Annotated in this window: 19 protein-coding genes; 7 read left to right on the top strand and 12 right to left on the bottom strand. The window is 60.3% G+C overall.

The genetic code is table 11. From position 1 onward, the window contains the following. Positions 1-110: 110 nt before the first annotated feature. From FJ949_RS19035 to FJ949_RS19050, 4 genes are read left to right on the top strand one after another with little or no spacing between them, the layout of a single operon-like run. A complete protein-coding gene (locus FJ949_RS19035) occupies positions 111-890 on the top strand; it encodes a protein phosphatase 2C domain-containing protein (RefSeq protein WP_140498305.1) in 780 nt (259 codons plus the stop codon). Next, positions 890-3316: a serine/threonine-protein kinase gene (locus tag FJ949_RS19040; RefSeq protein ID WP_140498306.1), complete on the top strand. Its 2427-nt coding sequence runs from the start codon at positions 890-892 to the stop codon at positions 3314-3316. The genes FJ949_RS19035 and FJ949_RS19040 overlap by 1 nt, the downstream gene beginning before the upstream one ends. Before the next feature lie 29 nt (positions 3317-3345). After that, on the top strand, positions 3346-3828 hold the full coding sequence (locus FJ949_RS19045; protein WP_224646917.1) for a DUF1036 domain-containing protein: 483 nt from the start codon (positions 3346-3348) through the stop codon (positions 3826-3828). Beyond that, the gene (locus FJ949_RS19050; protein WP_140498539.1) at positions 3825-6155 is read left to right on the top strand and encodes a M23 family metallopeptidase; all 2331 of its coding nucleotides are present in this window, start codon (positions 3825-3827) and stop codon (positions 6153-6155) included. The genes FJ949_RS19045 and FJ949_RS19050 overlap by 4 nt, the downstream gene beginning before the upstream one ends. A gap of 68 nt (positions 6156-6223) precedes the next feature. Here the strand turns inward: FJ949_RS19050 and FJ949_RS19055 are convergent, their stop codons facing one another. Further along, positions 6224-6757, bottom strand: coding sequence for an OmpA family protein (locus FJ949_RS19055; RefSeq protein ID WP_140498307.1), 534 nt, complete (start codon positions 6755-6757; stop codon positions 6224-6226). Positions 6758-7016: 259 nt separating this feature from the next. On the opposite strand from FJ949_RS19055, the gene FJ949_RS19060 reads away from it, so the two are divergent. Next, a complete protein-coding gene (locus tag FJ949_RS19060) occupies positions 7017-7526 on the top strand; it encodes a hypothetical protein (RefSeq protein WP_224619122.1) in 510 nt (169 codons plus the stop codon). A 56-nt stretch (positions 7527-7582) separates the two neighbouring features. Here the strand turns inward: FJ949_RS19060 and FJ949_RS19065 are convergent, their stop codons facing one another. The 4 genes from FJ949_RS19065 to FJ949_RS19080 form a co-directional block, all read right to left on the bottom strand. Next, positions 7583-8827, bottom strand: coding sequence for a caspase domain-containing protein (locus FJ949_RS19065; protein WP_140498309.1), 1245 nt, complete (start codon positions 8825-8827; stop codon positions 7583-7585). A 19-nt stretch (positions 8828-8846) separates the two neighbouring features. Next, on the bottom strand, positions 8847-9953 hold the full coding sequence (locus tag FJ949_RS19070) for an OmpA family protein (RefSeq protein ID WP_140498310.1): 1107 nt from the start codon (positions 9951-9953) through the stop codon (positions 8847-8849). Between the two features lie 247 nt (positions 9954-10200). Further along, positions 10201-12876 carry an autotransporter outer membrane beta-barrel domain-containing protein gene (locus FJ949_RS19075; protein ID WP_140498311.1) on the bottom strand — a complete coding sequence of 892 codons (2676 nt, stop codon included), beginning with the start codon at positions 12874-12876 and terminating at the stop codon, positions 10201-10203. A 235-nt stretch (positions 12877-13111) separates the two neighbouring features. Beyond that, a complete protein-coding gene (locus tag FJ949_RS19080) occupies positions 13112-13837 on the bottom strand; it encodes a hypothetical protein (RefSeq protein WP_140498312.1) in 726 nt (241 codons plus the stop codon). A 190-nt stretch (positions 13838-14027) separates the two neighbouring features. Between FJ949_RS19080 and FJ949_RS19085 the strand changes: the two genes are divergently transcribed. Beyond that, complete coding sequence (locus tag FJ949_RS19085; protein ID WP_140498313.1) at positions 14028-15482, top strand: caspase family protein; 1455 nt, start codon at positions 14028-14030, stop codon at positions 15480-15482. 200 nt (positions 15483-15682) lie between these two features. Here the strand turns inward: FJ949_RS19085 and FJ949_RS19090 are convergent, their stop codons facing one another. Continuing rightward, the gene (locus tag FJ949_RS19090) at positions 15683-15910 is read right to left on the bottom strand and encodes a hypothetical protein (RefSeq protein ID WP_140498314.1); all 228 of its coding nucleotides are present in this window, start codon (positions 15908-15910) and stop codon (positions 15683-15685) included. 414 nt (positions 15911-16324) lie between these two features. Here FJ949_RS19090 and FJ949_RS19095 point away from each other — a divergent pair, with 414 nt between their 5' ends. Then, a complete protein-coding gene (locus tag FJ949_RS19095; protein ID WP_140498315.1) occupies positions 16325-16624 on the top strand; it encodes a DUF1236 domain-containing protein in 300 nt (99 codons plus the stop codon). A 165-nt stretch (positions 16625-16789) separates the two neighbouring features. On the opposite strand, the gene FJ949_RS19100 is transcribed toward FJ949_RS19095, so the two are convergent. The 6 genes from FJ949_RS19100 to FJ949_RS19125 form a co-directional block, all read right to left on the bottom strand. Then, positions 16790-17155: a hypothetical protein gene (locus FJ949_RS19100; RefSeq protein ID WP_140498316.1), complete on the bottom strand. Its 366-nt coding sequence runs from the start codon at positions 17153-17155 to the stop codon at positions 16790-16792. A 19-nt stretch (positions 17156-17174) separates the two neighbouring features. Next, complete coding sequence (locus FJ949_RS30715) at positions 17175-18014, bottom strand: transposase (RefSeq protein WP_224646906.1); 840 nt, start codon at positions 18012-18014, stop codon at positions 17175-17177. Between the two features lie 88 nt (positions 18015-18102). Continuing rightward, positions 18103-19047 carry an agmatinase gene (gene speB, locus FJ949_RS19110; RefSeq protein WP_140498317.1) on the bottom strand — a complete coding sequence of 315 codons (945 nt, stop codon included), beginning with the start codon at positions 19045-19047 and terminating at the stop codon, positions 18103-18105. 61 nt (positions 19048-19108) lie between these two features. After that, the gene (locus FJ949_RS19115) at positions 19109-20119 is read right to left on the bottom strand and encodes an agmatinase family protein (protein ID WP_140498318.1); all 1011 of its coding nucleotides are present in this window, start codon (positions 20117-20119) and stop codon (positions 19109-19111) included. Between the two features lie 41 nt (positions 20120-20160). Continuing rightward, positions 20161-20979, bottom strand: a complete 819-nt coding sequence (locus FJ949_RS19120) for an amino acid ABC transporter ATP-binding protein (protein WP_140498319.1) — start codon at positions 20977-20979, stop codon at positions 20161-20163. A 30-nt stretch (positions 20980-21009) separates the two neighbouring features. Then, positions 21010-21660 (bottom strand): amino acid ABC transporter permease, encoded by a 651-nt coding sequence (locus tag FJ949_RS19125; protein ID WP_140498320.1) that lies wholly within the window; start codon positions 21658-21660, stop codon positions 21010-21012. Between the last annotated feature and the right edge of the window lie 3 nt (positions 21661-21663).

Raw genomic sequence — 21663 nt, forward strand, 5'->3', positions numbered from 1 at the left:
CACACATATTTTAGTTTTCGATACTTTAATGTTTGAGCCTGTGGCAAAGTGGCACGAACGCGCCCGAAGGCGCGTCGCGGAGGACGCTGGGTGAAGCGTTTGGTGGCAAATTGAACAATGTCGCCCTTCCCATTGAAAGCTTCGGCGTGAGCCACAGAGGCTGTGTGCGGGAGCTCAATGAAGACAACTACCTGGTCGAGCCCCAGGCTGGCCTGTGGTTGGTCGCCGACGGGATGGGTGGTCACGACGCCGGAGAAGTCGCTTCAGCCAGTATCGTCAATCATCTGGCAACGATCGGGATTGCCAGCTCCGCACCGGATCTTCGGGCGCGCTTCGAAGACAGGCTGAGCAGGGCTAATGCCGAGATCCGCCGCATATCCCAGTCTCGCGGGATAACAATCGGCTCAACTTTTGCCGCCCTGCTTGCCATAGACGGGCGGTTCGCCTGCCTCTGGGCTGGTGACAGCCGCGTGTATCTGATCCGCGAGGCCTCGATCTCGCAAATATCGAAGGACCATACTGAGGTTCAGGAACTCATCGATAAAGGCATGCTCACCGAAGCCGAAGCGCTCACCTGGCCGCGCCGCAATGTCATTACGCAGGCAGTCGGCGTCAGCGACGAGATTGTCATCGATTTCCAGCAAGGTGAAATCCTGCCGGGGGACATCTTTGTGCTGAGCACCGATGGCCTGACGGCGCATGTCACTGATGCTGAGATCAAGGCTGCGACAGTGTCCGCGACACCTCAGTCGGCGTGTGAAAACCTGCTGGAAACGGTTCTGGCGCGTGGCGGAACAGACAATGTGACCATCGTGCTTGTCAGGGTCGCGGGCGGATACGATAGCCAGTCGCCCCGTCCAGCTGCGTACAAAGCGCGGGGGCGGGGCTGATGAGCGCCGACGACAAGACGCGGATATCGCCAGGCGCGGCCAACACTGCCGTGGGCACGCAACTGAGCGGTATCTACGAACTTGACGAGCGGATCGCATTCGGGGGCATGGGCGAAGTCTACCGGGGCCACAACATCCAGACCGGCGACCACGTTGCGATCAAGATCGTTTTGCCGGAATTCGCGCGCGACCAAACGATCTTGTCCCTGTTTCGCAAAGAGGCAACTATCCTGAACCACCTGTCGCATGACGCGGTGGTGCGTTATCACGTCTTCACGATCGATCCGGGGATCGGTCGTCCGTACCTCGCCATGGAATTCGTCGATGGAGCGTCGTTGTTCGACATCATGCGACGTGGGGCGATGCCGACGGGAGAGGTACGAAAGCTGTGCCATCGCCTCGCTTCCGGTCTAAGCGCCGTGCACCAGGCCGGAGCAATACACCGCGACCTCTCGCCGGATAACATTATTCTGCCGGGGGACCGGGTTGACCGTGCGAAGATCATCGATTTCGGCATCGCACGCTCGGCGACGGTGGGCGGAGAGACCCTGATAGGCGGAAGGTTCGCGGGAAAGTACAACTATGTTTCGCCCGAACAACTCGGGCTCTACAGCGGCGACGTCAGAGAGCAGTCCGACATCTACAGCCTTGGGCTGGTATTGGTTGCCGCCTTGCGCGGCAAGCCGGTCGATATGAGCGGCTCGCAGTTCGAAGTCATCGAAAAGCGCCGGACCGTGCCTAATCTCTCCGATATCGATGACGATTTTCGCGGCATTGTCGAAGCCATGCTTCAACCGGATCCGCGAGACCGGCCCGTCAGCATGGCCGAAATCGCCAGGATGACACGTGACGACAACGAGGAGACAATCCCGCCGACTTCCCTCACACCCCGCGTTAGGCCGGGTTTGCCGCCGATAGGGCAAGCCGCTGCTCCAGCCAGCAAGAATGAGGTCGAGCGGCACGACGACGCAGACGCGACGGGTTCAGGTAGGCCGCGCTTCGTCCAGCATGTGCGGCCCGCGCATTTGTCTGGACCGCCGCGCCCGCCCCCCCTCGGCGCTGCACGTACGGCCATGGCCGAGGTGCCTGGCAAATCCACAAGGACCCGAACGATCGCGCTCTGTGCCTTGGCGGCGCTAGCCGTGGCCTCTGGAGGCGGCCTTTATCTGGGCGGCGTCATGACGCCCGCGACGCCGACTGTCGGCAAGACGTCGCTTTCCGCGGCAGAGCCAGCAAAGCCCACGCCCCAAACGTCACAGCCCGCCGCTACGCAGGATGTAGCGAACGCGCCCGAGCCGCCAAAGGTTGTTCCGCCGGCGCAGCCGGAAACGCAGGCCGGCACACCGCCCGCCGAGGATAAGCCACATGCTGTGGCAGCTCAAAGACTGCCGTCGGCCAAGCCCGTCGACATACCTCTACGAACCGAGGCGCCGCCGAAGCCAATCGCGACGAACGCGCCGCCGCCCGAAAGGGCATCGCCGGCAATCCAGCCCGACACGACGGCCAGCGATAGGCAAAAGCCGACTTCGCCCGCTACGACCGCTCCAACCCCGCCAGAAGCCGAAACGGTCCAAACTCCGCCGCCGGCTGAGACGGAGGTTGTCGAGACCAAAAAGCCCGAACCACGGGCCAGCCCGCCGGCCGCCCCAATCCCGGAACTGAAATCGAATGCAGGTCCAGCGGTGGATGCCAACGGCAACAGCCAGATTTCTGCATTGCCGACAGGCAAGCAGCCGAACCAACGCGTTGTAGCGTTGAACGTGCCCAAACCAGCGATCCCCCCGGCGGTCGACGATATCGCTCAACGCGTCGCCTGGGTTCGCGCCTTCGGCGGCGGCGACTGTTTCTATGCCGCCGTCACATCTGCTACCGACAAGGCCGCCGCAATCGAAGGATTTGGCACGGCCGTCCAGCCATTCGAACGCATGCTCGGCGATTTCCAGGCAAAATTCCATGTCGAGCCAGACATCAGCGTCCGCCTCATTGAGCCAAGCCAATGCGAGGTAACCAATTTTCTGCGCTTTCTGGGACAGACCGCGGCCGACCAGCCGCAGCTTGTTCTCGACCGAACATCCGTGCCGAACGGTACGCCGATTAGCGGTACATTGGTAACGCGCAGAGGACTCATCTCCAGCGTTCTGCTGATCGACCACAAAGGAATGGTGTTCAATCTCGACGACCGCATCGTCACCGGGTCGGACAAGGCGACCTTCAGGATCCCGATTGGTCTCGGCGCGGCCGATAAGGCTGCTGGAAAGTCCGTGCCGCAGATAATACTGGTGATCACGGGCCCTCGCGACATTCAGTCGGCTGCCTTCTCCGATCCCACGCCGGCTTCGGCGCTGTTGCCCAAAATCATCGAGGAAGTCGAGACCGACGGATCTCGGTTCTCAGCCACTGCCAAGTATTTCCGGCTCGGCGGATAGCGTGGGCCTAGCATGGAACGCCGCCGCTGGTGTTTGACCGCTTGGTCTGCCCTGCCCGAAAAGCAGCAGGTCCGGTTCCAGCCCTATCTGCCCCGAGGGCGCGCATGAAACTCGCGATTATTTTGGGCGCTCCCCTCGCCCTGCTGTTGTCCAGCCAAGCGCGAGCCGAGTTCACGGTCTGCAATCAGACACTCGATGTCGTCAATCTCGCCGTCGGCCAGAAGGTCGACAATGCGGACCAGACCGATGGATGGTGGACCATCGGCGCAAACCAATGCGTGAACGTTATCCGGGAGGAACTGACCAACCGCTACGTCTACATCTATGCAACTGACGTGTTTGGTCATGCCATCCTCGCCGGATTGACCGAAATGTGCATCGAACGGCGACGTTTCTCGATCCGCGGCAGTGACGAATGCTGGCAGCGCGGCCACATCACCGCCCGGTTTCTGGAAGTCGACACCCTCGAACAGGTGCGGTGGACCTTCTTCCTGACCGCAAGCAATCCGTGACACACCATATCGACACGAGCTTCAGACAGAAGAAGCAGGCGCGCGCCGCCCTTCGCAGGCGCACGCTATGGCGTAGATTGATGGTGGGTTTGACCTCGGCTGTGCTGCTTTGCGTGGCCGCCGGTTTTTACCTGACCGCGGACTATTGGTCATTCGGCGACGAAGACGAGGAGTTGCATGCGGTCGAGGGGGCGGACGATGTGCCGGCCGACGCATCCGTCTACGTGCCAGCGCTGATCGATCTGGCGGGGGACCCGATGTGGATCACCCTTGCGCCAGATGCCGGCGCCGCAACCAAAGGCCGAGTGGTCCCGCGTCCGGCAGAACTCGATCAGGCCGACGTTTCTCCCCAGCTCGAAGTCCTGTCAGACGTCATGCTGAGCGCCAGCGAAAAATTCATGACGACGATACCGTCGACGCAGGAGGATTTCGCATTCTTCCAAGCGCAACGAAAAACCGCTGCCGCGCCATCGGGCGATCTGGAGAACGATCTTCAACCCTCGCCTCCCGCCAGGGAACTTGAAGCGGCTTCCGGTCAGAAAGCCGACAGCGACGATCCCGAAGCCGGATGGGGTGAGACGATCGATGCAGGCGATGCAGCCCTGCCGGCATTCCAGAAGACCGAGATCGAGAACAACACGAGCGTCGTAGCCGTCACCAATGAGTACCAGCGATTCGCGGCGACCGAAGACACGTTCGTAAAGGTTCTCAATGATCGCAGTCTGGACAGCGTAGCGTTGGATGCGCACTTCTCCGCGCAGGATGCCAAGCTGGCAGGCGAGGCCCTGAGCGCGCTTTTCCACCGGGACGGCCTGGCAGCGGGTTACGTCGTTGCGATGCGAGGGTTCAGGCCGACGCGCGACACGAGCGCAATGTCCCTGATGCAGGTTTCGATCTACGCCAAGAACCTGTTCGTCGGCACGCTGACGCGCAACGGCGCGGGCGCCTTCGTGTCGGGTGTTGATCCCTGGGTTCGCGAAGATCTGTTCAACTATTCGGGCGCACAGGAAGAAGGTACGCATAAACGACAGTATCGTCTGCTCGACGCCATCTATTCGACGGCAGCCCGCAACAATGTTCCAACCGGCGTGATCGGCGAGGCGATCATGTATCTTTCGAGAGGACAGGATCTGGACGCCTTTGCAAGCGAGGACCAGCGTCTGGTGATGATCTATTCACAGACGCCCAGGGGCAAGGACGAGGGCGCGGGACGGGTTCTGTATGTGGGCGTGCAGGGGAGCGAGAAAAGCCTCGACTGTTTTGTCTTCCAGCAAAGCGACGGCCAGTTTGCGTGTGTTACAGGTGACGATCAGGTACGCTCGCTGACAGTCACCAACGGCATGGTCACGCCGGTGAATGGCGTCATGACCTCCACCTTCGGACCACGAAAGCACCCCATTCTGGGGACCGTGCGCATCCATAAGGGCGTCGATTGGGCGGCACCCGTCGGCACGCCGATCGCAGCCGCCTTCGATGGCGAGATCACCTTCCAGGGCGATGGGGGAAGCTACGGCAATCTGGTCAAGATCTTGCACAAAAACGGCCGCGAGACGCGTTATGCGCACATGCAGAAATTTGCAATCGAAGCCGGCGTCGGCACCAAGGTCAAGGCAGGCGACGTCATCGGCTATATCGGCACCACCGGATTATCGACCGGCCCTCACCTGCATTTCGAGCTTTACCAAAACGGCGAGGCGATCGACCCCTTGGGCACGGTTACCGCGGTCGCATCGAACGATTCCGCGGTCGAAACGCTCACCGAGCGCATCGTTCACGTCGAAAGTGGCGGTAGTGCTCGCGCCAAGAATCCTAATTCTTCCGCGACGGGCGCCGGCCAGTTCATAACCAAGACCTGGATCAGGATGATGAATACCTACCGCCCGGAGCTTGCACGCACGCTGTCGACCGACGACCTACTCGCCCTGCGCTACGACGCCACGATCTCGCGAGAGATGGTGCGCAACCTGGCGCGCGAAGGCGAGGCCTACCTGCGCCAGCGCGGCCACCAAATCACGGCCGGCCGGCTCTATCTCTGTCATTTCCTTGGAATGGAAGGCGCGCATCAGGTTCTGTCGGCATCAGGTTCGGCGCAGCTGAGCGCTGTCCTGGGGTCGGCCGTCATCCAGGCCAACCCGTTCCTCACCGGCAAGACAGCCAGCTACGTGGTGGACTGGGCCGAAAGAAAAATGGGCCAGAAGCTGACTCATCTGGCAACCGACGCCGGGTCACAGACAACGACCACCGAAATCCGTCAGACGTCGCCGGAGTTCGAAAAATACAAACAGGCCATCACTGCTCTCATGGGCTCGATCTCAAATACGCTCTGAGCGTCAGGTCTGGCATGAGTTTCTTGCGCAGAAGGGTTCCCCCTCGGTTTGCCGCGCAGTTTCGACGGTTATTGCGTTTTTATCCGCATTTCCACGCGGCGGTTGGCAGGATCGTACGGGTTGGCGTTGCGAGGGTTCTTCTCGCCCATGCCGACGGCGTTGATGCGCGCGGCCTCGACACCGCTGGCCGTCAGGAAAGCTGCCACCGATTTCGCTCTTCGTTGTGACAGACCTTCGTTGTAGCGCAGCGTGCCCGTCGCATCGGTGTAGCCTTCGACGACGAAGTTGAACGTGCTCAGCCGGTTGTCTTTCAAAGCCTTGGCGAACTCTTCGAGCTCAGCGCGCGCGGTTGCGTCGAGTTGGGCCGAATCCAGCCCGAAATTGATCAGCATGTCGAGGTTGGATCTGCCTTCCTGCTGCCCATTGGTGTTGCTCTTGTTGCACTCCTCTTCGGAACCGACACAAATTCCTCGAGATTTGCCAAGATCGGCTGCGCCGGCAAAAAACTTCACGATGTCTTCTGATTTCCGAGCCGGATCGGCGGAAGCATGGTTCGAGAAAAACACGACCGCCAACACAAAGGCTGAACGACTCCACTGCATAGCGCTCCTCCTGTTTGAGTATCCGATTTTGATCGACCGCGAACATATCAAATTCCAGCGCAATTGTCTGTGGCCAAACGTTGGAGGTGCGATAATCGCGACTGTTTTGGCCGTGGCACGGCTTGAGACTTGACCCGCGCCGTGCCTGAGGCTTGAGTGGCCAAAGTTCCTCGATGAAAGCGCGGCGTTCATGGCCCATGGGCTCCGATTCAAAACGGCACGGGATCTTTTCGCAGCTTGTCCCGCTATCACCAGGGACATGCGCACTCCTCCGACCGAACAGCACTCGATCGCGTTTTGCCGCGACCTCCTCGCCGGGCGCATTCCTGAGGAAGCGATTACATTTTGCGCCTACCTGCTTCCCGAGCGGGCCGCAGTCTGGTGGGCCCACGAATGCCTAAGCCATCTGAGCGACCTCTTCGATGAGACCGATCACCGGTTGCTCGGTCTTGTCCGCGACTGGGTGAGCGAACCCGACAGCCCCCGCCATCGAACAGAGATCAGAGCCGCCGCGGCGAAATCGCCAACAACCCCGGTCGGCTGGATTATCCTGGCTGCGGGATCGCGTGAAGATCGGTCAGCCGTGGCCGCGATGCCGGCACTGGATTTGCAACCTTCTCCTGCTGCCTATGCAATCAATGCCGGAATTCTGGCCGGTCTGGCACGCGTGGCGCTCGTGGACCGTTTCTCGGTGCTGTCGGCGTTCGTCGAAATCGGTATCCAGATGGCCGAGATCGAGGCCCTCCACCAGTCAACGGATGCATCTTAGGGGCACTCGCCCACACGACCGGCACCCACAGAACTGGAGGACGCCCTCCGTCCCGCCTACTTGCAACCCCCTTGAGCCCATTTGGCGAGCGCCACCTTGAAGCGTGTCCCAAGCGGATGCTGCAAGCGCAGAACGGAGACATCGTTGGCGGCGAAATTCTTCGCCTGATCACACAGTCGGGTCTCGTTCCACTCATGGCAGCCGTCGCAGTGCTTGCCCTGCCATACCGAATTATCGAGGCCCTCCACCGGACTGAAGCGTGGCTCGCCTTTTATGAGCTCCGCAATACTCTTCCCATCGATTTCGGGGTCGCCGAAATCGATCGGAACGTCGAAAAAGATCGGGTCGTCAGAGGCGAGTTTTGGGATTTTCTGACGGAGCACATTGAGTGCGAGTTGGGCGTCATTGGCGGAGCTCGACGGATTAGCAGTGGCATTGCGCGTATCCGAGCCGCCTTGCTGTCCGGGAACGCCCGCCTCACCGACGATCAGCGGTGCGTTGAGATCAACCTTGTGCAGGACGACCTCGGTGGTCAGCGAGACGTTGCTCCAGGGGCGCTGCTTGCTAGCGGTTGCCTTGAACACATCGGCGGTAACACGGTTCATCGCCTCAGTGATGGACACATTTGTCTCGCCAATGTGCGCAAGCAACGCCGAGGTGAACGGCGAATGTTTGCCGGATCCGTCATAGGCGACCTGATTTGGACTGGTGGCGAACGCGACAAGCGTACCGGCACCGCCATTCTCGATCGAGATTTCCGCAAGGCCGCTTTTTGCTCCCCTGACGCCGGCGGTCTTTGCCAGCACCTCGGCTAGAGGATTGTCGCGACAGGCGTCGAGGAAAATAAGCCTTATGCTGGTCTCGCGAGACATCTGTCGCAGAACGAAATCGACAGGCACCGCCTCGAAGTCGAGCGAAGTCTCGTCCTCCAGGGCGGCATCGATCGGAAGAAGGTAGTTGCTGCCTGAAACCTGCAAGCCATGGCCCGCATAGAAGAAAAGCGCGATGTCCGCCCCGCGCACCTGCTTTGCGAACTGCGCTATTGTCGTCTGGGTCTGCAACTTGGTCAGGTCGAAGCCGGAAACGACGTCAAAACCAAGACCCTTCAGGCTTTCGGCCATGGCTTTGGCGTCGCGCACCGGATTGGCGAGTGCCGGGGCGTGCTGATACTGGGAGTTGCCAAGCACCAGCGCTGTACGGCGCTCGGCATCGGCTGCCGTCAAAGTGAAAAGCAGCGCAACTGCCGCGAGCCCGATTGCGCGCAGAAGGCTACTGCGACGGGCGATCAGATCGAAACCCACCGGGACAACAGATCCTTCCTCAGTTGACGAGCTTGGTGGCGGAAAACTCAATGCGCCGATTGAGCGCCTTGTTCTTCGGCGTGTCGTTGCCGGCGACTGGGCGTTCCTCGCCGTAGCCGGTCGCCGTGATCTGCGTGCGCGGAATGCCCGCTCCAACAATGGCGTCGGCCACTGCCTGGGCCCTGCGCTCCGATAAGCGCTTGTTCTCTGCAACCGGTCCATCGGCATCGGTGTGTCCGGAAACTTCGACCTTTAGGCCTGGGCATTTGCTGACGACACCGACGACCTCAGCGAGGAGCGGGCGGCTTTGGGCATCGAGCCGCGCGCTCGCGGGGCGAAAATAGATCGCCCCGGTACGGGACAGCACCGCAAACCTGTTGAGGCATTCCTCATCGTTGAAGTTGGTCTTCGTCGCATCGGTGGCGACGGGCCCGACCTCGGTGCTTGTCGCAACGGTCTGGGCGGGGGGCGGCTTGCTTCCGTCGGCCGTGAACACGAAATCGAACGACACCGATGCGGTAGGAACAATGTTGGTCACACTGGCCGCCTGTTGGAGTTTGTCGACATTGGGCAATAGACCGAAGTCTTCCACATGCACCGCGACAGGGGCCTCCGAGGCGACCGACACCATGGTGTCGCTGACCATGGTCACCACGACATTGGCCTCAAGATCCTTGTCGACCCCATGCAGGTTGAGACGGAATGGAAGAACCGCCTTCATACGTCGCTTGGTGGCGAGGTCGGCAAATGCCGCCGGATCCACTTTCGCTGTCAGTTCGGCGGTTGGAAACTTGTAGGTCTCAAAGAAGAGGAACCGCATCCGGACATTGCGCAGGTCGACCCCGGTATCGACTGAGTTGAGGTCAAAGGAGACCTTGGCGTCGCCGGTCGAAGTGAGGCTGCCGGAAATATTCCTGATCTTGTTGGTTTCGACGATCGTGTTCTTCTTGACCGACTGATAGGTGAGGACCGAAGCGGTCGGATCGAGCGCCCAGTTCGTCTGCGCGTTCGCCGTTCCCAGTCCGGGCAAAAACAACACGAACAACGAAACGATCAAGCCAAGCGTCTTCGCGGCGACTCTGCTTCTTGACCGTGCTTTGCGCCAGACTCCGAGAACTTCGAACATGGCTCCCCCTGCCTACGACAACAGAACCCCGTATCGACATCACGACCATGCGGTGTCTCCACAGAGCATAGAGCACTTGCTGCCAATTGGCGAGCATCCCGGTTGGTGTGCTTGGCCAGCCCGCGATCCCGGCATCGCGATACCGCACCTTGCCTGAGTGCGGGGGGATTTGAAGGTCCTGCTATTCCCATCCCAGACACGTCAGGAACTCAGCGCGGGCGCGGATGATCCGCGGATCGAGGAACCGCTAGAAAGCTATCTTAAGTCCGAGCTTGGCGCCAATAGTTGAGCTATCCGACGACGCCTTACCACGGACTTCGCCGTTGACGGTCGTCAACTCCGAGACTTTCAGGTTGAACCCCGCCGATAGCGCCACGGAAAAATCCGCATCGTCGAAGGCGATCGTCCTGGTACCGATCTCGGTCGTGTTCTTGTAACCGAAACGCTGCTGCAATTCGCCACGCGCATAGGGGCTGAACACCATACCGTTGCTCAGCGTGTAATCGCCATAAATGCCAGGCTCGAACTTGATGGCGCCAAATGAAAGCAGGCTCTTGCCGAACTGATTGCCACCGCTGTCAGTGTAGGGATCGCCGCGGAATGAAACACCAAGCAGGCCGCCACGCAGATCGAAACGGGTGCGTTCGCCCAGCGCGAAGATGTGGCCGACAGATCCCGTGACCGCGTAGCCCTCGGTGTCATAGCTGCCGGTGGTGTCAAGCACCCCGTTCATCACGTCGCTTCGGCCGAAGAAACCGGAGGCCGAGACCAGCGCGTAATTGTAGTCCTTGCGCAACAGTGCGTAGCCGCCGAACAGTCCGGCCTTGTTGTTACCTTCCCCTATGGCATCAAATCCCTGGAAGGCCCCGAGATTGACGTCAGTCGAGGCGTAGCCGGCGAATACACCGATGTTCAGGCCATACTCATTGTCGAACTGGAAATGCTTGGCGGCATTGAAGTCCAGGCTGATGGCGGCCGAAAAATCATTGGCATCGAAGCTCGGGCCCGGGCCATTCAAGCCGCCGCCACTGATGTTATAGCCGTCATGCTCGGTATGAGCGAACTGGCCGGAAGCAAAGACCCCGAAGCTCGAAGAAACCGGTACCATTCCAGATCCGGATGCAGGCGAAAGGTGGAGGTCAGCATCGATCGCGTCGCGGTTTATGCCGTAGAGAGCGTCGAGTGCCACCTCGACCGCGCCCGCGTTGGTCGCGCTGGTCGGCGCCGCCGCAATGCCGAAACTGGCCGGCGTGGCACGCAGGAACAAGCCGCCATTCGGGCCGTTTACGATCTCATAGCTGAAAAGCGAACCCGGCGTGCCGGAAATACTTCCGAGACGGAAGGTGCCGGCAACCGGTCCGCTGGCCGAGACGATGATCGGGATATTGGTCACTTGGGCGAATTGGGGGGTGCCCAGCAGATTGACAATAATGGTGCTGGTGCCGGCAGCCGAAAACGCATTGGCAACGAGTTGATCCGACCGTAGCGTCTGTTGGTTGATGTCGAGGCCGATGGTGGCGCTGTTGAGGGCGAGGCCGCCGAGCATCAACACGTCGTCGGCGACACCGTCCATCATGTTGATCAGGGAATTTGTCGCGATGATCGAACCCGGCATAGTGACGTTGCCGTTGATGAACAGCGTTGAACCGTTACCGAGGTTGAGTTGGTTTATGCCCTGCGTGCCACCGCTGAAGCGAAGGGTCGAATGGTCGGCCGAAAAATTGTCGAAGCCGGCAAAGTTCTGGCTCTTGCCGCCGGCGGCAAGGTCGGTGTCGACGACTGTGCCGTTGGCGCCTGTACCGCTGAATAGCACCCCGTCGCTAAGGATGAGCGGCTCGACGGCGCCGATATGATCGATGGTTAGCGTGTTGGGTCCAAGGCCGGTAATGTCACCCTCGATCGTGCCACCCGACAAATGGACATGTTCGGCGTCGATGCCGCCCTTTATGTCGCCGCCGACGACCGAGACGCTGTCGAAGCCTTGGCCGCCGGTGATGTTGCCGCCTGTCGTGGCGCCTATGGTTCCGCCGTTTATGTTGACGGTGTCGTCGCCGTCATTGCCGAATATGCTGCCGCCAATGGTGGCGTTGCCAGCGACCATTATCGTGTCGTTTCCGCCCGCTCCGTCGAGGTCGAGGTCGACCGCGGCACTGCCGCTGACGCTGACCCGGTCATTGCCAGCCCCGGCATCCAGGGCATCAACTGTGCCCCCCGCAATGATGATGGTGTCATTGCCATCGCCCCCGGAGAGAACGCCGACGGTCGGCGCGCTGAAAAAAATTCCCTCCTCGGTAGTGAGGATGCCGATCGATAACAGGTCGTCACCTCTGCCGCCGGTCACATTGCCAACCTGTGTACCGTCACCGAATATCACGGCGCTGTCGGCACCATCTCCAAGGTCAATGTCCTGAATACTGCCGGCCTGAATGACGACCAGGTCATCCCCGGCCCCGGTATTGAGATTGGCCGCGACGGTTGGGGCGTACGGAACCCCCAAGAAATCCCCATAGAACATCTCAAACCGGTCGTTGCCGCCGAGGAGTTCGATTGTACCGTCCGCCGGCTGTAAGGAGGTCGACCCTCCCGCAGGCAGGCCGCCTACACCGGGTGTTGTCGCCGCTTTATCGGTCAGGAGGCCGCCAAAAATTCTCACGACGTCGTCGCCATTGCCGTCGTAGTCGTTGACGATGACTTCCGACGAGTTCTCGAACCCGCTAAATCGGGTGGTGAATACGCCATCGACGTCCTGAAAATCCCCGGTCGTCGTGCAGTTCACGGTAACCGATGTCGCCTGGAAGGGAGTGCCGCCGCCGTTTGCAGTAGCGGAGCAGGCCGCCGCGCCAGAGACTTGGAACGTGGACGCCGCCGCTAAGGCGAGCAACGAGACTCCCGTCCATTGATAGGCCTCGCGCGACACTCTCATTCGACCCCACCTTACGAGAAATCGATACCGTCACAAATCAAGGCAATTAAATAGATCAACGATCCATCTCATGGGATCGTTGACTGCTTAACCGGCACTGTACGCGTCGCGTTGCTGGGCGGCAATGGTTTGGCGTTCGTTCTCAGGAGACTATAAGGCTATCTGTGGCGACAAGGACACTATCGTAAACTTAAATGAGCCTGTCAAAAGCAGTGGCCAAACTTCAAAGGCATCTTTAAAGATCAGAATAGGCCGCCGAAACAGTCAGATCTCCCGCATGTGCAATCTTGCGATGGTAGCTTGCCCATATTTCGCCACCACACTGCTCAACCCAGCGGTGACAGAACGAGAAATCGGTAGGGAGGTCCAGTTCCGGCGTCACAATCTTCGCAAATGGCGTCAGGAAATTCTCGAACTGAGCGGTGTACTTGCTCTTTCTGTAACGAGACCGGTCCACCGTCTCGGGTAACTTCTCGATTATGGCCGTCACGCAGTCGCGGGAGACCAGAAAGATGCCCGTGCCGCATGACGTTACCCGGACAAAGCCTTCTTGCTCTTGCCGAGGTTCGACGACGGTTCCGATGAACTCCAGGCTTTGCGCAAAGGCTTTGTCGAAGGGCAGTGTCGAGAGGGAATGGAGTTTGCGCAGATCGATCCGGCGCCGCGGATAAAGGGTGCCGACGACTTGCTTATCCAGCGCCAGCATCGCCGCGATAAGATCAGGTGAAAAGCCCATGTCACTGTCGATCATCAGAATGTGACTGCAATCCGGTTTATTGTAGTAGAAATTCGTGAGCAGATAGTTCCGCGAAAATGGAATATCCGTGTACTCGATTTCCGACAGCGTGAAGGCGTAGTTGGACAGGCTCTTATGAGTTAAGGCCGCGAACAGGCTGCGAACGAACACGCTTTTGTAGGCTGCTCCATAAACCGGCAGCGCAAGATTGATCTTGGTCGGCATCTTGTCCTCCACAGTCCAATGACTGATCGCATACAAATCCCTTTTCCCTATCTTTGACAGGATTCTTGGTATAAATTTTGGTGACCTTCGCCGGTATGAGGGCAGGCGCTCAGGCTGATTGTGGTTGCGTCGTGGTGCGTCGGGAAGTTGCTGGACCAAGATTGAGGCAGGCCGGAGCGAGCGTGCTGACATGACCCACTGCAACGGACTTCTGTTTCGTGTCCCACTGTTTCTCATTTTCCTGCTTCTTGGCTCAGCTGGTGCTCGCGCCGCGGTCGAGCCGACCGCGGCGCCGCAGCCACGCAACCGGCTAGCGATCGTCATCGGGAATTCGAACTATCAAAGCAGCCGACTTGAGCATCTCCCCAATGCCGCAAATGATGCCGCAAAGCTCTCAGAGAGCTTGAAGCGGCTAAATTTTGAGGTCCTGACGGGCACCGATCTTTCGACCCAAGATTTTTCCAGAATCTTTCGAGAAGCTGATGCAAGGCTGCCTACCGTCAGCGCAGTTTTGATTATCTACGCCGGTCATGGCGTGCAGTTGAACGGCGAAAACTACCTGCTCCCGGTCGATACGCCCGATCCTGAAAGCCTGGAAAAACTCACCGCCACGGCCATCAAGCTGAATGATGTGATCGCGCGGTTCGCGCGCCGCGACCGCCAGACGTTCATATTCCTGGACGCGTGCCGCAACAATCCGCTCGGTGCCGGTGCCGGCAATGGTCTGGCGCAAGTTGAAGTCGGTGAAAACACGTTCGTTGCCTTTGCCACCCAGCCAGGCAATGTCACGGCCGATGGCGGCGGCGAAAACAGCCCGTTCACCATTGCGCTGCTGAAGAATCTCGAGATCCCCGGGCTCAGCATTTCGGATATGATGATCCGCGTCCGCAACGAAACCGAAGCGTTGACGGTTGGCCGTCAAGTGCCGTGGGATCAATCGAACCTGCGTGAGCAGTTCTATTTCACGGAGCAACAGGTACTCGATCCGGGACAGTTGAGCGCAAGCCTTTCACGCATCCTTGCGGACCCCGCGGCAAAGAAGAGATTGCAAGTCGAGCTTGCCTCCAATGACCTGCAGACCGCCGTGCTAATCGTCGGACAGACGTTGCGGTCGGTCGAGATTCCGGCACCGTCCGCCAGTTCACCCGAGCCGGTTGGCACACAGGTCGCCAATCTGTCTCCGACCGAAAGGGTTGAGGACGCTCGCCAAAGCGTCGTCTCCGGTCTCGAAACGCTCATTGTCGGCGCATCCATGGGCGAGGCGGACAAAGACAAGACAGCCGATCTTGCGCGCAACGTTCAGACCGAACTTCGTCGCTTGGGTTGCTACCGGATGCAGATTGATGGAGATTGGGGCACGGGTTCAATCCGTGCTCTCACCGACTACTACAAGAATACCAAGCAAGTCGCGGCGACGACGGAGCCGAGCGTCGGACTGCTGGGCGATCTCTTTTTGCGCTCAGGCAGAATCTGCAAGCAGCCGGTCATCGTGAAGGCCAAGCCGGCTAAGATAGCGTCGGACGCCGCCCCTTCACGAAACGGCTCCGTACGGACGACTGCGAAACGCTCGCAGGCCGCCCCGAGACGTCCCGCGCCTCCCCCACCGGACATCAGTGGCGGCATAGGCATTGGTGGTGTGTTTTAGGTTGGACCACGTCGCGTCAGTCCATCGCGGCGCAGCTTGCGTTGACGGCGGCAGAGGTGCGCTGAAGTTTCCGGCGCTACGTCTGCTGCGCGTATGGACGATAGCGAGCCGGTCAACAATGGGCCGCGCTCGAGTTCCAGATCAGGTGCTGCAGCCCAATAAGATGCGCGATCCTAGGATATGCTGGCGTAATTGTTCATTCATATTCGGTGGCTCAGTACAAGGTAGATAGCGGGGACTAACATCAACCAGCCCCCCATTCCCAACACCACCAAAATCGCCACGCGCTCGGTTCGCCTGACAAGGTCGGCAATGTTTTCCTCGTTCGTCAAAGAAACAGCGTCCAGTAGCGCAGGCGCATGATCATCGTTGTCATTTGCCGGTTGGTTTGCGTTGCCACTCTCATTGGTTCTCTGGATCGATGTCATTGTCTTTTGCTCACCAAACATACTGGAAATAGAGGGCCCGCCAGCCACCGAAGCGGCTTGCGGGCCCTATCAGCACAGGAAGGGACGTAGCTGTGCCGATCCACGACATGTCAGCCAAGGAATATGCCGATCACCAAAAATGTGACGGCTGCGGCGAAAGTTGGCGCGAGCAACCAACGCGCTTGGCCAATGCTTTTATCCATCTGCTTTCTCCGAGTCTGGAGAAGCAACTAGCCTAGCCCTAAGCCGTTCCGCCTAGTCTCAAGAGATAAGACCATTGCGTTTTGTGATCGGCCTTTGGTCTGGTCAGGATTCCGACTGAAGCCTGATCGAGGAACGTTCGGCCTGCCGACGTGTTCAGTTGCCTGGCGCACAGAAGACTTGTGCTGTCGCCGGAACAACAGGAGAAAAACCATGAGGATCCACCTTACCAGCACCGCTGCCGCGCTATTGCTTTTGGCCGGCGTCGGCGCAGTTGCGGCACAGGATGTTGTCATCACACCGGAACAGGACACCGTCGTGCGCAAATACGTGAAGAAGCAACCGCTGGCTTCCGTGAACCTTCTCGGACTTGAGCTGAATGTCGGCACGGCTCTGCCGGACACGGTCGAGCTCCATGAGGTCCCCAATGTCAAATACCGGTATGTGGTGATCGACAACCGCACGGTCTTGGTGGACCCGGGCACCCGCAAGATCGTCAAAGTCTACGACTGAGACCTAGAACGAACCCGACCTCCGCCATAGCTGGCGGCGGGTTGGGTATGTCAAATCGCCCTTCGGACAGTTGAGATAAACTCCTGAAGTCGAGACGTCGCAACCCCCTCGTGGCGCGCCTGGTGGATCTAGAACACGCGCTCAACTCGACTTGGCACAAGGTACTTACTTCCTGGTGATCCAATCCAGCAAGCCAACTTCGACCTGATCGCACCCGGCGTATTCGAGTACCAGGGTCTTAGCCAGATCGCGCCATTGACATTTGGGCGCGTATGTTCCCAACACCAAATCTTTGAACACTGCCCGGAGAACATCGGCATCGAACGCTGAGATAGCGAAGGGAACCGGGTCTGCATCCTCCCAAGCTCGGGAGGTGTCATCGCCATGGCTTTGGCGCAGCCGTTTCAGAAGCTCGCGTGATGCCGCGAGCACGCGTCGGGAGTGATCAATATCGCGCGGAAATGCGGCGCGACGTGGCAGGAAGGTGGCTTCAATAGCCGCCCGCGCAATGTCTGTATGGGTATCGAGCATCGCTGCCTCCCTTAAGCAGCTATCGGGGCTGCACCTTCTTAGGTGCTGAGCTGCGAATCTCAGTCATCAGCCCTTGCTCTCGGAGCCGAGCTGTCTTCGCATCCCGTGCCGCCCGCTCGACCTCGATCGACTCGCGCGCAACATCCGAGATGCGCTCTTTTCTCTCGTGCCTTTTTTGTCGGTGAACCGTTGCCTTCTCCGCATCGTCGCCCCGATCTGACGGTCCCGCGGTGTTGTCGCACAGAACGATTGTGGCCAGATGCGGGCGACCTGGGAGGTGTTTCACCTGCCGAGCCAGCAGCCGCTGCCGCTCGGGCTGCGACTGTTTTGCGAACCGTCTAAAAGGTTGGACATCATGGCCAGGCCAATCATCCACTTTGAGACAATAGGGCGTGATCCTGCGAACCTGCGCCGCTTTACGCGGAACTCTTCGGATGGGAATTCGAGATCGGCGGATCGGTGTCGCCGCTTGTTCCCGACGCACTATGGCTTCCTTGCCCTGCCTCCGGGGCTCAATCGGTAGCAGGGGCGTTGGAGGCGGGAGGAATTTTGATCCGGATGTAGTCCCGCTTCTTGGACGTGGTGCGCTTTTCAGAGCCCCCTTTAGAAACTCAATTTCCAAGGCTTGCCGGCCTACCAGCCGCTCCAGCGCTGCAATCCGCGCCTCATAGGTCTGCATTGTGTCGGCCGCCGCCACGTCTTCGTCGAAGGAGCCGGCCTCGTATTTCTGAACCCAGATGCGGATCAGGTTACGCGGCAGTTCGTGCCGCTTGGCGAGACCATGCAGCGTCTCGCCGGACAGGAACTCCTGCACTACCTGACGTTTGAACTCGATGCTGTGCGTGCGATAAGTCACCATGGGCTTCCATCCTTCGAAAGCCCGGCTTCCAAGTCAATTCTGCTTGTTCATCCTGTCCGGCCCGAGGGGCGCACTCCACACATGGGTCTCATTTAGCCGGTATTTGCACCGTCATGACGCAGAGAAGCTCGAACAGGAGGGTGGCACCGGTTAGCGCGGTGACGCCCGAAGGATCGAGCGGCGGCGAGACTTCGACCAGATCGGCGCCGATGATGTCGACGCCGGCCAGCGCTCGGATCATCTTCTGGGCCTCGCGCGTCGTTATGCCGCCGATCTCCGGGGTGCCAGTGCCGGGGGCAAAAGACGGATCGAGCGCGTCGATGTCGAACGAGACGTAGGTCGGCGCGTCGCCGACGATCGAGCGCGCCTCGGCCATCACCGCGCCCACGCCGCGCTCCATGAATTCCTCGATGAAGATGATCCGGATGCCGGCCTCGCGGGCGAAATCGTAGTTTTCCACATCGGAGATCGCTCCTCGGATGCCGATCTGGACCATGCGCTTGGGATCGAGCAGGCCTTCCTCGACGGCGCGGCGGAACGGCGTGCCGTGATTATAGCGGTTGCCGAAGAACTCGTCATAGGTGTCGGAATGGGCATCGAAGTGAATGAGGCCGGCCGGTTCCTTGGCGATGCCGCGCAGGATGGGCAGCGTGATCAGATGATCGCCGCCGACGACCAGAGACCGGGCGCCGGAGTGGTGGACGTTTTCGAAGAAGGCGCTGATCGTGTCCAGCGAGCCGGGCAGGTCGAGCGGGTTTACAATCACGTCGCCGCAGTCGCCGGCACGCACCTGTTCGAAAGGCGAGACGCCCGTGACATGGTGGACGCGCCGCACCAGGCTGGATTGGTTGCGGATTTCGCGCGGTCCATGGCGCGCGCCCGGCCGGTTGGTGGTGCCGCCGTCGAAGGGGACGCCGATCAGCGCGATGTCGACCTGCTCGGGGGTAGCCATGGGCAGGCGCATGAAGGTTGAAGGGCCGGCAAAACGCGGAACGCTGCCGGAATCGAGTGGCTGGAAATTTGTAATGCTCATGGTCTTGTGTCCTGTTGGCGCATCGGGTCGCTTGACCGCGAGGCGCACTCCGAAGGTGGTGCTATTTCTGTTGAAAGTCGGACCTGTGGGCGTCGCGCCAGGCGTTCTGCTTGCCGGCGCGCTTGGCCGCGAGGCAGAACAGGGCCTCGGCCAGCAGCCGGCCGGCCAGGATGCTGGTGGTGCCGCTGGAAGCATCGAAGTCCGGCGATACCTCCACGAGGTCGAATCCAGCAAAGCCGTCGCGGGCCACTATTCTTACGCCGCGAATGATCTCGCGCGAGGTAAGGCCGCCTGGTTCGGGGCTGTTGGTTGCAGGGGCAAAGGCTGGATCGACGCCGTCGATGTCGAGGCTGATATAGAGGCGCGCGCCGTCGGCGCTGGCGATGGCGCGTGCGCGTTCGGCAACCGTTTCGATGCCGAGGCGCTCGACTTCCTCCATGGAAAACACGGTGATGCCGAGCTTGCGGTAGAGCGGGGTCCATTCGAGCAGGTTGCGGGGGCCGCGCGCGCCGATGACAACGATGCGGCGGGGGGCCACCTTGTCGAGTTCGGCAATGCGCAGCAGGGGCGAGGCGCGGGTGAGGCGGTCGCCACCGAAGGATTCGCTGAGATCGAGATGGGTGTCGAAGACGATGAGCCCGACCGGGGTGTCGCCGGCGTCGGAGACCGCGCGTACCGCCGGATAGCTGATGCCGTGATCGCCACCGATGGTCAGCGGCACCGCCCCGTTGACCAGCACCGCGGCAAGCCGCGCTTCGAGGCGGGCGTAGCTGGCGGCATTGTCGCCCGGCACTACATCGATGTCGCCGGCATCGGCGACGGTGATATGGGCCAGCATGTCGAGGTCCCAGTCGAAGCTGTAGCTGCCGTAAAGAAGCGAGTATTTGCGGATTTCCTGCGGGGCGCGGCGGGTCGCGCCGCCGCGAAAGGTGGCGATGCCGTCATAGGGCATGCCCACCACCACAGCGTCGGCGGAAAGACCTGCCAGATCGCGCACATAGGGAAATGCCATGAAGGGTGGCACGTCGCCATACATGCGGGGAACACCTGCCGGGCTCAAACCTTCGCTCATGGTACGGTCCTCCGTCTTGTCGTGTCGATTGTGCCGCTGCCCTACTGGCCGGCGGTGGGCTCGCTCTGGAACAGCATGTTGCGCTGTCTCCAAGTGTCGAGGAATTCACGCAAGCGCGGGCTTTGCGGATCGTTGAAGAGTTTGGCGGGCGGGCCCTGTTCGATCACCTTGCCGCGGTCCATGAAGACGACACGGTCGGCGACCTGGGCGGCAAAGCCCATCTCGTGCGTCACCACCACCATGGTAATGCCCTCGACGGCCAGTTGCTTCATGGTGTCGAGAACCTCGCCAACGAGCTGGGGATCGAGCGCCGAGGTCGGTTCGTCGAACAGGATCACATGCGGCTCCATCGCGACCGCCCGGGCGATGCCGACGCGCTGCTGCTGGCCGCCGGAAAGCTGCGAGGGGTAGCGCTCGGCGAAATCCGCGAGGCCGACCTTGGCCAGCGCACGGCGCCCGCTTTCCTTCGCCTTGGCGGCGGGAGCGCGCTTGGAAAGACGCAATCCCAGCGTCACGTTATCCAGCACTGTCATATGCGGCCATAGGTTGAAGTGCTGGAACACCATGCCGACGTTGCGGCGCACGGAATCGATGTTCTGGTCGCTTTCTCGTACCAGTCCTTCGGCACCGCGCTTGTAGCCGAGCAACCGGCCCTCGATCTCGATCTCGCCGCTCGTATATTCCTCGAGGAAGCTCGCGCAGCGCAGCAACGTGCTCTTGCCCGACCCCGAGGGTCCGATGATGCAGACGACTTCGGAGAGGTTGATGTCGAGCGAGATCCCGGACAGGGCCGCGAATGTGCCGAAATCCTTGGTCAGATTCCGGATCTTGATGACGGGCTCGGTGGTTTCAGTGGCCATCGTTTATTCCCAAATTGGTGGTTGAGCGGCCTAGAACCGCACCCGGCGCTCAACATATTTGCCGAGCTGCGCGACTGCCTCGACCAGCAGCCAGTACAGTAGGGCGGCGGCGAGATAAGGTTCGATGACCGCGTAGGTCTCGTTGACGAATTGCGTCGTGTTCTTGGTCAGCTCGGCAACGGTGATGATGGACAGCACCGCGGACTCCTTGATGAGGATGATGATCTGGTTGACCATCGGTGGCGTGATCATGACCAGCATCTGCGGCAGCTTGATATGGCGGATGATCTGCGTGCCTGAGAGCCCGGCCATGCGCGCCGCCTCGATCTGGCCTTTGGAGATCGACTGGAAACCGGAGCGGAAGATTTCGGCGAAATAGGCGGCACCATAGAAGCCGAGGCCGAAAACACCCACCGCTTCGGCACTCAGCCGGAGGCCTATGCTCGGGCCGCCATAATAGAGCACGAACAGCAGGATCAGGATCGGCAGGCCGCGCATGATCTCGATATAGGCACGAACAGCCCAGCGCAGCGGCGTGAACGGCGTGCTCTCGAGGCAGGCGAGCAACAGGCCGATCGCCAGCCCGAGGGCTGTGGCAAGTGCGCAGATCCAGGCCGTCGTCGCCAGGCCGGCCAGCATCAGCGGTCCATATTGCACCCACAGGTCGAAGAATTGCGCCATGGC

Source organism: Mesorhizobium sp. B2-4-1 (assembly GCF_006442185.1).
In the GTDB taxonomy this organism is placed as follows: Bacteria; Pseudomonadota; Alphaproteobacteria; order Rhizobiales; family Rhizobiaceae; genus Mesorhizobium.